This window comes from Klebsiella sp. CN_Kp097 (assembly GCF_040064495.1).
GTDB classification, from domain to species: Bacteria; Pseudomonadota; Gammaproteobacteria; order Enterobacterales; family Enterobacteriaceae; genus Klebsiella; species Klebsiella aerogenes.
In genome coordinates, this window is record NZ_JBEAIL010000007.1 from 253,914 (window position 1) to 267,995 (window position 14,082).

General features: G+C 57.8%; 11 protein-coding genes. 8 read left to right on the forward strand and 3 right to left on the reverse strand.

Features of this window, described 5'->3' with window-relative positions; all coding sequences use genetic code 11:
* The first annotated feature begins 38 nt into the window (after window positions 1-38).
* From ABLV07_RS11585 to ABLV07_RS11595, 3 genes are read left to right on the forward strand one after another with little or no spacing between them, the layout of a single operon-like run.
* Window positions 39-2,672, forward strand: a complete 2,634-nt coding sequence (locus tag ABLV07_RS11585) for a YdbH family protein (protein ID WP_157195305.1) — start codon at window positions 39-41, stop codon at window positions 2,670-2,672.
* Entirely contained in the window at window positions 2,669-2,854 is a 186-nt protein-coding gene (locus tag ABLV07_RS11590) for a YnbE family lipoprotein (protein ID WP_032714641.1), read from the forward strand. The genes ABLV07_RS11585 and ABLV07_RS11590 overlap by 4 nt, the downstream gene beginning before the upstream one ends.
* A gap of 7 nt (window positions 2,855-2,861) precedes the next feature.
* Window positions 2,862-3,185: a YdbL family protein gene (locus ABLV07_RS11595; RefSeq protein ID WP_015366327.1), complete on the forward strand. Its 324-nt coding sequence runs from the start codon at window positions 2,862-2,864 to the stop codon at window positions 3,183-3,185.
* Here ABLV07_RS11595 and feaR read toward each other — a convergent pair whose 3' ends face one another.
* A complete protein-coding gene (feaR, locus tag ABLV07_RS11600; protein WP_348853296.1) occupies window positions 3,186-4,094 on the reverse strand; it encodes a transcriptional regulator FeaR in 909 nt (302 codons plus the stop codon).
* Window positions 4,095-4,329: 235 nt separating this feature from the next.
* Here feaR and ABLV07_RS11605 point away from each other — a divergent pair, with 235 nt between their 5' ends.
* Together ABLV07_RS11605 and ABLV07_RS11610 are read left to right on the forward strand one after the other, a co-directional pair.
* The gene (locus ABLV07_RS11605) at window positions 4,330-5,829 is read left to right on the forward strand and encodes an aldehyde dehydrogenase family protein (RefSeq protein WP_047038378.1); all 1,500 of its coding nucleotides are present in this window, start codon (window positions 4,330-4,332) and stop codon (window positions 5,827-5,829) included.
* 517 nt (window positions 5,830-6,346) lie between these two features.
* On the forward strand, window positions 6,347-7,297 hold the full coding sequence (locus ABLV07_RS11610; RefSeq protein WP_047465298.1) for a zinc-dependent alcohol dehydrogenase family protein: 951 nt from the start codon (window positions 6,347-6,349) through the stop codon (window positions 7,295-7,297).
* Window positions 7,298-7,299: 2 nt separating this feature from the next.
* Here ABLV07_RS11610 and tynA read toward each other — a convergent pair whose 3' ends face one another.
* Together tynA and paaZ are read right to left on the reverse strand one after the other, a co-directional pair.
* Window positions 7,300-9,567, reverse strand: coding sequence for a primary-amine oxidase (tynA, locus tag ABLV07_RS11615; RefSeq protein ID WP_032714639.1), 2,268 nt, complete (start codon window positions 9,565-9,567; stop codon window positions 7,300-7,302).
* A 183-nt stretch (window positions 9,568-9,750) separates the two neighbouring features.
* Window positions 9,751-11,796 carry a phenylacetic acid degradation bifunctional protein PaaZ gene (paaZ, locus tag ABLV07_RS11620; protein WP_032714638.1) on the reverse strand — a complete coding sequence of 682 codons (2,046 nt, stop codon included), beginning with the start codon at window positions 11,794-11,796 and terminating at the stop codon, window positions 9,751-9,753.
* Between the two features lie 286 nt (window positions 11,797-12,082).
* On the opposite strand from paaZ, the gene paaA reads away from it, so the two are divergent.
* Genes paaA through paaC form a run of 3 tightly spaced genes read left to right on the forward strand, consistent with a single transcriptional unit; the run spans window position 12,083 to window position 14,074 of the window.
* On the forward strand, window positions 12,083-13,012 hold the full coding sequence (paaA, locus tag ABLV07_RS11625; RefSeq protein ID WP_015366333.1) for a 1,2-phenylacetyl-CoA epoxidase subunit PaaA: 930 nt from the start codon (window positions 12,083-12,085) through the stop codon (window positions 13,010-13,012).
* Between the two features lie 11 nt (window positions 13,013-13,023).
* Window positions 13,024-13,311 carry a 1,2-phenylacetyl-CoA epoxidase subunit PaaB gene (paaB, locus tag ABLV07_RS11630; protein WP_002902768.1) on the forward strand — a complete coding sequence of 96 codons (288 nt, stop codon included), beginning with the start codon at window positions 13,024-13,026 and terminating at the stop codon, window positions 13,309-13,311.
* A gap of 7 nt (window positions 13,312-13,318) precedes the next feature.
* Window positions 13,319-14,074, forward strand: coding sequence for a 1,2-phenylacetyl-CoA epoxidase subunit PaaC (paaC, locus tag ABLV07_RS11635; RefSeq protein WP_015366335.1), 756 nt, complete (start codon window positions 13,319-13,321; stop codon window positions 14,072-14,074).
* The last annotated feature ends 8 nt before the right edge of the window (window positions 14,075-14,082 follow it).

Genomic DNA, 14,082 nt, shown 5'->3' on the forward strand with positions numbered 1-14,082 from the left:
CTTATCGGCTTTTACTTAGAATCAGGATTTGACTGCCCATGAAGGGTAAATATAAAGCCGCTCTTGCGCTGTTATTAGCTCTAATTTTGCTGCCGTTGGCCCTGCTGGCCACATTAACGCATTGGGTTCCGACGCTGGCGGGTATCTGGCTGCCGGTTGGCACGCGGATCTCGCTTGGCGAAAGTCCGCGCCTGACGCGCTCCTCGTTGGTTATCCCCGATTTACGCTACCTGGTGGGCGATTGTGAAATTGCTCGCGTCAGCAACGCGCGTCTTACCCGTCCCAGCCGCTGGCGGTTACACCTGAGTGAACTGGATATCAATAGCGCCTGCCTGGCTAAGATCCCCGCCAGCGAGCCGCTCTCCGGCGCGCCGCGAACCCTCGCCGAGTGGCAATCGATGCTGCCGTATAGCTGGTTAACTATCGACAATCTGCGCCTGTCGCCGTGGGAAAAATGGCAGGGAAAACTGGTGATGTCGTTGACGCCTGGGCAGCAGGATATCGGTTATTCAGGCAAAGAGGTCACACTACAGGCGAAACTGCGCGGCCAGACCTTAACGGTCAGCAATTTCAGCGCGCGGCTGGTGGAAGATCAGGCGCCGGTTAAGCTGGTTGGTGAATTCGAAATGCCGCTGGTGCCGGATGGCCTACCGGTCGATGGTCATCTGGTCAGCACTTTCGAATTCCCGCAAACGCCGGGTCTGGTGGATGCGGAACTGGAATGGCAGAAAAATCGCGGCCAGCTGCTGGTCACGCCGCGCGGTGAGGTTGAGCCGATGCTGGATTTGCCTTGGGAGATCACCCCGGAACGTATCACCATCAGCGACGGGCGCTGGAACGCGGTTTATGCCGGCTATCCGCTTAGCGGGCGGGTGGCGCTATCGGTTGGCGACTGGCAAAAAGGCACCGAAGAGATGGAAATCAGCGGCCGGCTCAATGTGTTAACGCACGGTGAAGCGGGTAAGGGGAACGCCGTGCTGAACATTGGCCCAGGTAAGCTAAGCATGGATCACAGCGACATGCCGCTCAGCCTGACCGGCGAAGCCAAGCTCGACGATATGATTTTTTACGCCGTGCTGCCCGCCAAACTCAGTGGGCCGCTAACGACGCCGGAGCTGGCTTTTCATCCCGGCGCGCTGCTGCGCTCGCGCGGGCGGGTGATTGACTCGCTGAATATCGATGAGATCCGCCTGCCGTTGGCGGGAGTGAAAGTGACTCAGCAGGGGGTGGATGGCCGCCTGCAGGCGATACTGCGCGCCCACGAACAGGAAATGGGCGATTTCATCCTGCACCTGGATGGGCAGGCCGACAACTTTATGCCCGACCGCGGTCGCTGGTCGTGGCGATACTGGGGAGATGGTCACTTTACGCCGATGCAGGCGCGCTGGGATGTGAAGGGCGCCGGCGAGTGGCGGGACAGCGCCATTATTCTTAACAGCCTGTCGACCGGGTTCGATAAGCTACAGTACGGCACCATGCTGGTCAGCACGCCGCGCCTGACCCTCGATAAACCCATTCACTGGCTGCGCAATGAACAGCATCCAAAATTCAGCGGCACGTTGTCGCTGGATGCCGGTAAAACCACCTTCAGCGGCGGCAGCGTTCTGCCGCCGTCAACGCTCAAATTCAATATTGATGGCCGCGATCCGACCTGGTTCCTGTTTAACGGCTCATTGCACGCGGAGAAAATCGGCCCGATTCGTCTGACCGGCCGTTGGGACGGCGAACGCTTGCGTGGCCAGGCATGGTGGCCGAAACAGGCGCTAAGCGTATTCCAGCCGCTGATTCCGCCGGACTGGAAAATGACCCTGCGTGAAGGTGATATGTATGCGCAGGTGGCGTTCTCCGCGGCAGCCGGGCAGGGCTTTGAGGCCGGGGGCCATGGCGTCTTAAAAGGCGGTAGCGCCTGGATGCCGGACAACCAGATCAACGGCGTCGACTTTGTTCTGCCATTCCGTTTCAGCGGCGGGAGCTGGCAGCTCGGTACCCGCCGTCCGGTTTCACTGCGTATTGGCGAAATCGTCAACCAGTTCACCGCCAAAAACCTGAGTGCCGATCTCCAGGGAACATGGCCCTGGAGCGAGCAGGATCCGCTGGAATTGAGCAACGTTAATGTTGATATCCTTGGCGGCAAGCTGTCCATGCAGCAGCTAAGAATGCCGCAGCATCAACCGGCGCTGCTGCGTCTGCAGAATATCTCCAGCAGTGAGTTGATAAGCGCCATCAAAGTAAAACAATTTGCGGTCTCTGGCGCGTTTAACGGCGCGTTACCGTTATGGCTGAACAACGATAAATGGATCATTAAAGACGGCTGGTTTAGCAACCCCGGCCCGATGACCCTGCGGCTGGATAAAGACACCGCCGATGCGTTGGTGGCCGATAACGTCTCCGCCGGCGCGGCAATTAACTGGCTACGCTACATGGAAGTCTCGAAATCATGGACGCGCATCAACCTTGATAATCTCGGTAAGCTGACGATGAGCGCGGCGATTAGCGGCACCAGCCGGGTGGACGGAAAAAGCAGCACCGTGCATTTAAACTATACCCATGAAGAGAATATTTTCGATCTGTGGCGCAGCTTGCGCTTCGGCGATAATTTGCAGGCATGGCTTGAGCAGAATGCGAAACTGCCCGCTCCGCGCTGTACGGATACATGTAAGGAATCAAAATGATAAAACTGTTCGCCGCGGCGCTGGCGACCCTGCTGATGGCAGGCTGTACGCCGCGTATTGAAATCGCCGCGTCCAAGGAGCCGATCACCATCAATATGAATGTCAAAATTGAGCATGAGATTCATATTAAGGTGGATAAGGATGTCGAAAATTTGCTGAAGTCACGTAGCGATCTGTTCTGAGGCGATAATGAGAAAACGACTGCTGACTGCCACCCTGGCGTTAATGCTGTTGAGTAGCCCGGCGCTGGCGCTGACCTTGAATGAGGCGCGGGCGCAGGGTCGAGTGGGGGAGACGCTGAACGGCTATCTGGCGCCGCTGAAACAGGATGCGCAGACGTTGGCGTTAGTTAAACAGATTAATGCCGCGCGCAGCGAAAGCTACCAGCAACTGGCGGACGACAATAATCTGCCGGTGGATGAGGTGGCGAAAATGGCCGGACAGAAACTGGTCGCCCGCGCACAGCCGGGAGAATATGTGCAGGGGATTAACGGTAAATGGTTGCGCAAATAGTTAACGATAGCGCTTGCGGTATTCGCCAGGCGACACGCCGAAGCGCTGCTTAAACGCCGTTGAAAAATGGCTATGGTCGCTAAAGCCCCAACTGTAGCCAATTCCCGCCAGTTTCTCTTCGTCGTGCGCGTTTTGTAACGCCCGGGCGCACAGGTCAAGACGCCGGTTTTTAATATACTGCGCGACCACCAGACCCTTATCGGCAAACAGGCGGTACAGGCTGCGTACCGACATGCCGGTTTCCCCGGCCAGCCACTCCGGACGCAGCTGTTCCGACTGTATTGACTCATCTATCAACGCCATGATCTTTTGAAATTGCTTGTCGCGGCGCGTCGGCGGCGCGTCCTGTTGCAGCAGCATTGGGCGTAACAGGCAGATGATAGCCTCCAGCGCCGCTTCGCCTTCGCTTTCTGAGAGCGCCGGGCTGCGTAAACTTTCTTGCAGCAACCGCTGGCTGAGCTGGACCATCGGCAGCATTTTATTCAGCCGGGTGGCGATGCTGATGTCGCCGCCGTGCAGCTGGCTTTCCACGAGCTGGCGGGGCAGCAGCAGCGAAGCCTGTTTTGACGTGTGTTGCCAGAAGATAGAACAGGGGCGCGAGGCATCAATGAGCGTGATATCGCCGGCTTCGAGCGCCACCTGGCGCTCGTCCTGCTCGATAGCCGCCTGGCCTTCGAGCTGAAAAACGGTATAGAACCAGGCGTCGTTGTCGCGTTTGATTTCGTTACGGGTGCGGTAAAGATTGACGCCGCGGGCGGTGACGGTACTGACTTTGAGACTACCGGTATAGCTTGCATCAATCTCGCCATGGAATTCGTCGCCCAGCGGACGGGCGGCAAAATGGCCGCATACCTGATTAATCTTCGCTAACCAACGCTGATAGTCCTGCCCGCTTTCTACCGTCGCCATTGTCTGCACCTTGTAATAATAATGTTTCTGCATTGTTGCATTTATGCCGTGAGTGGCAAGAGCGCAGCGTGGAGTATATGAAAGAACTATTACCTGCGGCACATTTCACCGCCTTTCTGGGTGCTTAATTGCGGGACCTGTCACAGCGGCAACAACGATTGTCACAGAGAAAAAAGCGCAAATGGCTGACCCGTCCTAGACTGTGTTCACTATCCGCGAACAATAAGGAAGTCGCATGTCCACATCACAGGTCGCGCTGCTCGCCAGCGTACAGCAGTTTCTCGACAGACAGCATGGCTTATATATTGATGGCAACCAGCAGGCGGCGCAGAGTGAAAAACGCTTAACCGTCTGTGACCCGGCCACCGGCCAGGCGATTGCCACTACGGCAGATGCTAATGCCGCCGACGTTGACCGCGCGGTGATGTCCGCCTGGCGCGCTTTTGTCGCCCGGAGCTGGGCCGGGCGCACGCCGGCCGACCGCGAGCGGATCCTGCTGCGTTTCGCCGATCTGGTGGAACAGCATGGTGAAGAGCTAGCGCAGCTCGAAACCCTTGAACAGGGGAAGTCGATCAATATTTCGCGCGCGTTTGAAGTCGGTTGCACCCTCAACTGGATGCGCTACACCGCCGGGCTGACCACCAAAATCAGCGGCCGTACGCTGGACGTTTCCATTCCGTTCCCGGAAGGCGCGCGCTATCAGGCGTGGACCCGTAAAGAGCCGGTTGGGGTAGTGGCGGGGATTGTTCCGTGGAACTTCCCGCTGATGATCGGCATGTGGAAAGTGATGCCGGCGCTGGCTTCCGGCTGTTCAATTGTGATTAAACCCTCCGAGACGACGCCGTTAACGTTGCTACGGGTAGCGGAGCTGGCAACGGAAGCCGGGATCCCGGATGGCGTCTTTAACGTCGTCACCGGCAGCGGCGGCGAGTGCGGCGCCGCCTTAACCACCCATCCGCAGGTGGCGAAAGTGAGTTTTACCGGTTCGACCGCCACCGGCAAGCATATTGCCCGCGCGGCAGCTGACCGTCTGACCCGCGTAACCCTTGAACTCGGCGGCAAAAACCCGGCCATCGTGCTGAAAGATGCCGATCCGCAGTGGGTGATTGAAGGGTTGATGACCGGAAGTTTCCTCAATCAGGGGCAGGTATGCGCCGCCAGTTCGCGGATCTATATAGAAGCGCCGCTGTTTGATAACCTGGTCGCTGGCTTTGAGCAGGCGGTGAAATCGCTGCAGGTGGGGCCGGGAATGGTTGAAACGACGCAGATTAACCCGGTGGTGTCGCAGGCGCACTGCGCCAAAGTGGCCGCTTATCTGGATGAAGCGCGTCAACAAAACGCCGAGCTGATTAGCGGTAACGTTGGGCCAAATGGCAACGGTTTTTATATTGCGCCGACGCTGGTGATTAATCCGGATGCCGGGCTGCGCCTGAATCGCGAAGAGGTGTTCGGCCCGGTGGTAAACCTGGTGCGCGTCGCCGATGGCGAAGAGGCGCTACGTTTAGCCAACGACAGTGATTTCGGTCTTACCGCCAGCGTCTGGACCCGTGACCTGACCCAGGCGCTGAACTATACCGATCGCCTGCAGGCCGGTACGGTATGGGTTAACAGCCATACGCTTATCGATGCCAACCTGCCGTTCGGCGGAATGAAGCAGTCCGGTACCGGGCGCGATTTTGGTCCGGACTGGCTGGACGACTGGTGCGAAACCAAATCGGTGTGCGTGCGCTACTGATTTTTTGTCGGATGACGCTACGCTTATCCGACCTACGGTTCGTGCGGCCTGCCTTTAATTTATTCACCATGCTGACTGAAACTGCCGGTGTTGGTGGCCTCAAAATCGCTGAGACGTTCCCGGAAGGCCGGGGCAGCCCGCATGGATGCGGGCTGAGGGCCGTGTTTTGCACGGACGCTGCCTCGGCCCGACCCGAAGCCTGCAGGGATAAGTCGAAGGTACCACGAAGTGGCGATTTTGGCGGCCAGAGCCCGGGAGTACAGAGGGCGGCGGCGACTGGCCGCCCTTTGTGCGCTCCCTGCGCCATGAGGGACATAACGCAGAAGAAATATCGGGAGCGCAATCTGCTCTGAAATAATAAAAAACAACTGTTTTTCCCGGACCAAAACAGTTGCAAATCGATAACAGTATCTACAGCGCTGTGCGATTTGGTAGCCCGGAGAAGGCGCACATACCTCTTCCCCCTGAGCGCTGATTTGCTATGATCGGCGCTCTTTTTTTCTGATGTTGCCCCACTATGTGGAATGATGCGCTTTGCTATCAGCAGTACGGCGCGCCGGAAACGGTGCTCGCGCTGCATCACCTGCCGTTGCCGCCGCTGGCGCCCGGACTTGTTCGGGTACAAATGCGCTATGCGCCGGTCAACCCTTCCGATCTGATTCCCATTACCGGCGCTTACCGCCATCGTACGACGCTGCCATCGGTGGCGGGCTATGAAGGTGTTGGGGTGGTAGTTGAAGACTCGACAAACGGTCGCCCACTTCTGGGGCAACGGGTTCTGCCGCTACGCGGCGCCGGAACCTGGCAGCGTTATCTCGATATTGACCCGCGCTGGCTGGTGCCGGTCGCTGAAGATATCGATGACATCCTGGCCGCGCGCGGCTATATCAATCCGCTGACCGCGATGCTGATGCTCACGCGCTGGCCGGTAGCGGGGAAACAGGTGCTTTTGACCGCCGCTTCATCGTCCTGCGCCAGCCTGCTGGGACAGTGGGCGCTAGCCATGGGCGCGCGTTCGGTCAGCGGTATTATTCGTTCGCCGCAGCACATCGCGCGCTTACAGCAATATGGCGTCTACCCGCTACTTGAAGGCGATAGAGCGCTGGTTGAACAAGTAAGCCAGTACAGCGATCTGGTGTTTGATGCGGTGGGCGGTGAGCTGGCGAATTTTCTGCTGGTGGTACTGCCGCAGACGTCAACGCTGGTCTCTTACGGGTTATTATCCGGTAAACCGCTCACCCAGACGCGAGGCTGCGCAGCGGTACGCAAATTTCATCTGCGGGAGGCCTTACCGACACTCAGCGTTGATGCGTGGCAGGCGGCGTTTGCCGGGATCTGGCGACAGCTGCCGACCACGGCGCAGCCCGCCGCGCAGGTGATAAAGCTGTGCGACTGGCGTGAGGCGATTGCCGCCGCAGGCCAGCCGGGAAGAGGCGGTAAAATCCTGCTCGATTTCACCGCGGGCTAAGATTACTTTTTCTTCTCGCCAAGCGTTGGGGTTTCGTCAAAGAAGTTCCACGGCTTGAGCAGCGCGTGCGCCCACTCGGTCGGCATAATTGGCCACTCTTCGGCGCGCGCGACGTGGGTGGTGCCGGTCGTGATCCACACGACGTCGTCGTGGTTAGTCAGCGACTCATCATCCTTCGCGTACTGCCCTAAGCCGGTATCCTGGGCGGAACGGTTGGGATATTTCCCTTCCGGATAACGCTCTGTCGGGTGGTAACGCGTCACCCACAGCTGTTTATCCATAAAGCTCAGACGATGATATATCCACTCGTCCGGGGCGAACCTGGCGCCGGTCGCCGCCGGATGCGTGCCGCCGGCATAAGGGATAATCTGGTAAGAGACCGGGTTACCCATGCGGTTCTCTTTGCTGGTGTTGCTCAGCAGGCGAATGGTGCCCGGGTCGAATTTCTGCGCCGCTTTCTGCTCGCTATCGATTGTGTACTGATTCACCTGCATGGTGCTGGTGCGCGGGCCGCCGGCGGTGTTTGGCTTCACTTCAGGATCCATCGCCACCAGGGTGTTGTTTTCGCCGTCCACGTCGAGATCGAGGCGGAAATTATAAATATGCTGGTGGGTGGTGCCGACAATATTATGGTCGATCAGCGTCCCGTAGCGGGTATCCTCTTTGGCGCTGGGGTCGTGCATGGTCTTCGCCTTCACGCCTTTAACGGCTTCAATGCCGGTGGCGCCGGCATCGATACCGATGGTGCCGTTGTCGTGGAACACCCAGTCAAAGATATAATCATAGTTCCCGACGGTACTGATCCAGCGCACCACCAGTTCCCGGCGCTCGGTGCTGACGTTGGGCTTGCCCATTTCCAGGTGCTTATACTCAGGCCCGGCATAGCGTTCGAATATGGCGACCGCGCCTGGAATAGTGGTCGGTTTGCCGGTGTAATCAGCGATAGTTTCGTCCAGCAGTACCGCATTTGACGGCGCATCTTTACCGCGAACAATCGGCGATGTTAGGGTGCCCATGCCGTAATCGCCGGAGTCCAGATAGGCTTTGAAATACCAGCCGACGTCAGGGTCGCCGTAGGGGACGATCATCCCGCCGAGGGAACCTTCATACATCACCTGGCGTTTTGTGCCGTTATCGTTGTAAGTCACCGTCGAGAGAATGGGCCCGACGCGCGAGTTCAGGCGCAGATGAAAATCCCAGTTCCGCCAGTGAATGGTATCGCCGGTGATCGTGTAGTTTTTGCCTTCCGGTTCGGTTATCTCCAGTGGTTTCACCGCCGGGGCGTTGCGGTCGCGGCCATCATAAGGTCGGGGTTCCATTGGGACCGGGATCACCGGGCCTTCTTCGATTTTGATGATTTTCTTCGCTTCAAGGTCGACCACCGCCACCAGGTTTTCAATCGGGTGCGCCCAGTAGTTGCCGTCGCCGGTATCCAGATAACTGACGACTTTCAGCAGACGCGCATCCTGTTGCAGGCCATCTTTGCCATCAAAGTAGCCGACGGTGAGCGGGGTGGTGACCACTTTACTGGGATCGGCAATACCGTGCTTTTTCAGCACCTCAGCGAACTCGCTGCTGGCATTGATAATGTTCTGCACGCTGACGAAGTCATCGAGCAGCACCATCCCGTGGGCGCCTTTAATCGGCGTCCATGAGAGGATTTTTTTGTTTTGCAGATCGACGACGGCTTCAATGACATGTTTGCCATCAAGCATCACCACATCGGCGGTGCGGGGGGAATCAACGGGCGTTCCCTGCAGGGCAAAGGCCCATACCGCCGCTTTATCCGGCTCGTGTAAGGAAATCTCAGTAAAGCGGGTATTCGGCTGGAACTCCGGCGCGGCTTTGACAATGGTCACTGCTTCACCGATTTCCGCCGCCGAGAGGGAGTTTAGCGGGTGAGGGCGTTTTTCTACCTGGAAGGTCTGATCGAGACCGGACTGGAATACATCGTTGATAAAGGTATCGGAGACCCAGGCTTTACCTTCCTTCATTACTACCGGCACCTGTAGATCAAGGGGTTTACCGTTGACGATCGCCGTTTTGGCGCCGGGTTTTACTTTGACGTAAGCGCCGTCTTTTATCAGGGTGAACATTTGCGCGTAGTCATCCCACTGCACATCGGCGCCGAACGCCTGCAGCGTTTTATCCAACGGCACCATGTGCGCTTCGCTACCGTGAGCGAAGACCGGTGATTGCCAGGCGCAAACCACCGCGACAGCCAGCGCCAGCGCGGTTTTACGAGGGGAAAACATCAAGCCGTTTGCCATTGTGACCTCATCTTATTGTTGTGTTGTTGTTGCCGCTGCGAATGTCGGCTTTGTTACGCTTACCCTAGCAGTCTGCCGCCCGGGAACGTTTGTTTGCTTTTGCCAGCTTGTTTGTCAGTTTTGCCAGACGGACGTAAAAAATGCCTCCGTAGAGGCATTAAGCGCGTGGGTGGTGCGTGTTGACTACGCCGGGAAGTCTCCCTGCTGGCGCGCCACCAGGGTAAGAATGGAATACAGCGCCACCGCCTGCTGGTGCTGGTTGAAAATCTCGACAGCCCATTCCACCACACCGGTGGCTTTCTCATCGGCGCTGCGCTGACGTTTGACCGTTTTCCGCTTACAGGTCAGGCGAACCTGAATGGTGTCTCCCGGTTTGACCGGCTCAATAAAGCGCAGGTTTTCCATGCCGTAGTTGGCGATAACCGGCCCGACGCCGGCATCGACGAACAGCCCGGCCGCAGCGGAGATCAGGAAATAACCGTGGACCACCCGCTCGCCGAAAATCGACTCGGCGGCGGCGATTTTGTCCATGTGCGCGTAGAAATGATCGCCGCTCAGGCAGGCGAAATTAACGATATCCGCTTCGGTCAGCGTTCGGCGCGGGGTTAATAAGCTATCGCCAGGCTGGATCTCTTCGAAGTATTTACGGAACGGGTGAATGCGGTCTTCATTCACCTGAGCGCCGCGCACCCACTGCTGGCTTATGGTCGCCAGCATCGTTGGGCTGCCCTGAATCGCGGTACGCTGCATATAGTGTTTCACCGAACGCAGTCCGCCGAGTTCTTCTCCGCCGCCAGCACGGCCGGGGCCGCCGTGTACCAGCTGGGGCAGCGGCGAACCGTGGCCGGTTGATTCTACGGAGGATGCTTCATTCAGTATCTGAATACGGCCATGCGCGCGCGCGGCGCCAAGGATAAACTCGCGCGCCAGCTCGCCGCTGGCGGTGACCAGCGTACCAGCCAGGCTACCGCCGCCGGCGCGTGCCAGCGTGAGCGCATGCTGGCCGTCGCGATACGGCATCAGCGTCGCTACCGGGCCAAAGGCTTCAATGGCGTGAACCTCTGGCGTTTCATCCGGCTGCGGGCAGTACAGCAGGGTCGGCGGGAAGAACGCGCCATCAGCATTAAGATCTGCCTGTCCGCCGAGCAGCGCTTCACAGCCGGCGGCAATCAGTTTATTGACGTTATCCTGCACATCCTGACGCTGTTCGCGATTAACCAGGGCCCCCATCTTAATGCCCTCCTGAGCAGGGTCACCGACGGTTACTTTATGCAGGCGGGAGATCAGTGCATCGCTAACCGCATTAATCTGAGCCAGTGGCACGATGATTCTGCGGATAGCGGTACATTTTTGCCCGGCTTTCGCCGTCATCTCGCGGACCACTTCCCGAATAAACAGCGCGAATTCCGGTTGCTCCGGCGTGACGTCTTCACCTAATACGCAGCAGTTGAGCGAATCTGCTTCCATGGTAAAGGGAATAGATTTGGCCACCAGGTTAGGGTGCGTCCGTAGCTGCTGGCCGGTGGCGGCTGAGCCGGTAAAGGTCACCACATCCTGGCTATCGAGATGGTCGAGAAGATCGCTCGCGCCGCCGCAAATCAGGCTGATGGCGCCTTCCGGCACCAGGCCGCTGTCGACAATCGCTTTCACCATTGCCTGGGTGAGCTGGGCGGTAGCGGTTGCCGGTTTAATGATAGCCGGCATGCCGGCAAGCCAGGTCGGCGCCAGTTTTTCCAGCATTCCCCAGCAGGGGAAGTTGAAGGCGTTGATATGGACGGCGACGCCTGATTTCGAGGTCAGCACATGACGCGCGGCAAAACCGCCCTGTTTGGAGAGCGGGATCAGCTCGTCTTCCGGCCACAGAATATCGTCCGGCAGTTCGCGGCTACCGAGCCCGGCATAAGTGAACAAAGTACCGATACCGCCTTCAATATCCACCCAACTGTCGGCGCGAGTGGCGCCGGTTTGCGCGGAGATGGCGTAGAACTCGTCTTTCTGCTCCAGCAACCGTTTTGCTACCGCTTTCAGCATCGCGCTGCGTTCAATAAAGGTCATCGCCTGCAGGGCTTTGCCACCGCGTTCAATCGCGAAACGACGCGCCTGCGCCATATCCAGGCCTTCACTGGTCACCTCCCAAAGCGCCGCGCCGGTGATGGCGTGATGGATAGTACGGGCGCGGCCCCGGCCGGTCTGCCAGGCGCCGGATAAGTAACTGGCTAACTGCTGCATCGCAAATCTCCAAATGTGTTACGCATGATTACTATAAATAGTTCTTTTATGAATCATAAAATGCAAGTCTATATTTAATATTTTATTAACATTGTGATCGGTGGTTAATTGGGGTTTTTGTTTATGTGACTGTTATTAATGCTATTTACAAAAGGTTTTGCGGTTATCATCACAAAAAGAACAAACAAAATTTGTGGTTTCATTTAACCAATATGTAACCTTCAATAAATAAAGTGATTCACATAAATGTTTTTGTTGTGAATATCGGAATCATAAAGGTGATGACGTGACAGAAGAACAACGCTTTGACCAGCGCATCGCGCAGGAAACGGCCATCGAACCGCGGGACTGGATGCCGGATGCCTACCGTAAGACCTTGATTCGTCAGATAGGCCAGCACGCGCACTCGGAAATTGTCGGCATGCTGCCGGAAGGCAACTGGATCACCCGTGCGCCGACGCTGCGCCGCAAAGCGATACTGCTGGCTAAGGTACAGGATGAGGCCGGACACGGGCTGTATCTCTATAGCGCCGCGGAAACGCTGGGCTGCGCCCGGGAAGACCTGTATCAGAAAATGCTCGACGGGCAGATGAAATACTCCTCTATTTTTAACTACCCGACCCTGAGCTGGGCCGATATCGGCGTAATCGGCTGGCTGGTCGATGGCGCGGCCATCGTCAACCAGGTGGCGCTGTGCCGGACCTCTTACGGCCCCTATGCCCGGGCGATGGTCAAAATCTGCAAAGAAGAGAGTTTTCACCAGCGCCAGGGATTTGAAGCCTGCATGGCGCTGGCGCAGGGCAATGACGCGCAGCGGCAGATGCTGCAGGACGCTATTAACCGCTTCTGGTGGCCGGCGCTGATGATGTTTGGCCCTAACGATGACAACTCGCCGAACAGCGCCCGCAGCATGGCGTGGAAAATCAAACTGCACTCCAACGACGAGCTACGTCAGCGCTTCGTCGATAACACCGTGCCGCAGGTAGAGATCCTCGGTATGACCGTACCGGACCCGGATTTGCAGTTTGATGAAGCCAGCGGCCACTACCGCTTCGGCGAAATCGACTGGCAGGAATTTAACGAGGTGATTAGCGGCCGTGGCATTTGCAATCACGAGCGGCTGGCCGCCAAGCGTAAGGCCTGGGAAGAGGGCGAATGGGTGCGCGAAGCCGCGCTGGCCCATGCGCAAAAACAGCAGGCCCGCAGCGCGGCATGAGGAGAGACAACATGAGCAAAGTTTACTGGCCGTTATATGAAGTGTTCGTTCGCAGCAAACAGGGGTTATCCCATCGTCACGTCGGCAGTCTGCACGCTGCCGATGATCAAATGGCGTTGGAGAATGCCCGCGATGCCTACACCCGCCGCAGCGAAGGCTGCTCAATTTGGGTGGTGAAGGCTAGCGAAATCGTTGCTTCGCAGCCGGAAGATCGCGGCGAATTCTTCGACCCGGCGGAAAGCAAAGTCTACCGTCATCCGACTTTCTATACCGTGCCGGACGGCATGGAACATATGTGAGGCGGCGATGAATAATCCTAACCCCGTAGCCACCTACGCCCTGCGTCTTGGCGACAATGGTCTGGTTCTGGCCCAGCGTTTAGGCGCCTGGTGCGGCCATGCTCCCGAGCTCGAGATCGATCTTGCGCTGGCCAACATCGGCCTCGACCTGCTCGGCCAGGCGCGCAATTTTTTAAGCTATGCCGCCGAGCTTAACGGCTGCGGCGACGAAGATACGCTGGCCTTTGGCCGCGATGAGCGCCAGTTCAGCAACCTGCTGCTGGTGGAGCAGCCAAACGGCAATTTTGCCGACACTATCGCCCGCCAGTTCTTTATCGATGTCTGGCACGTCGCTCTGTTCAGCCGCCTGGTGAACAGCCGCGACACGCAGCTGGCGGCCATTGCCGCTAAAGGGCTGAAAGAGGTGCGTTACCATCAGCGCTTTAGCCGCGGCTGGCTGGAGCGTCTGGGTAACGGCACCGAGTTATCAAATCGCAAAATGCAGCAGGCGGTCGACAATCTTTGGCGCTTCACCGGCGAACTGTTCCTTGCCGATGAAGTGGAGCTCAGCCTGGTTGAGCAGGGCATTGCGGTTGATCCGCGCGAGCTTCAGGCCGAATGGCAAAGCGCGGTACACACGGCGCTGCTCGACTCCGGCTTACAAATCCCGCAGGAAGCGGCCTTCCGCAGCGGCGGCAAACAGGGGCTGCACAGTGAACATCTCGGCCCGCTGCTGGCGGAGATGCAATATCTGCAGCGTTCGCATCCCGGACTGCAGTGGTAAGTGAGGTG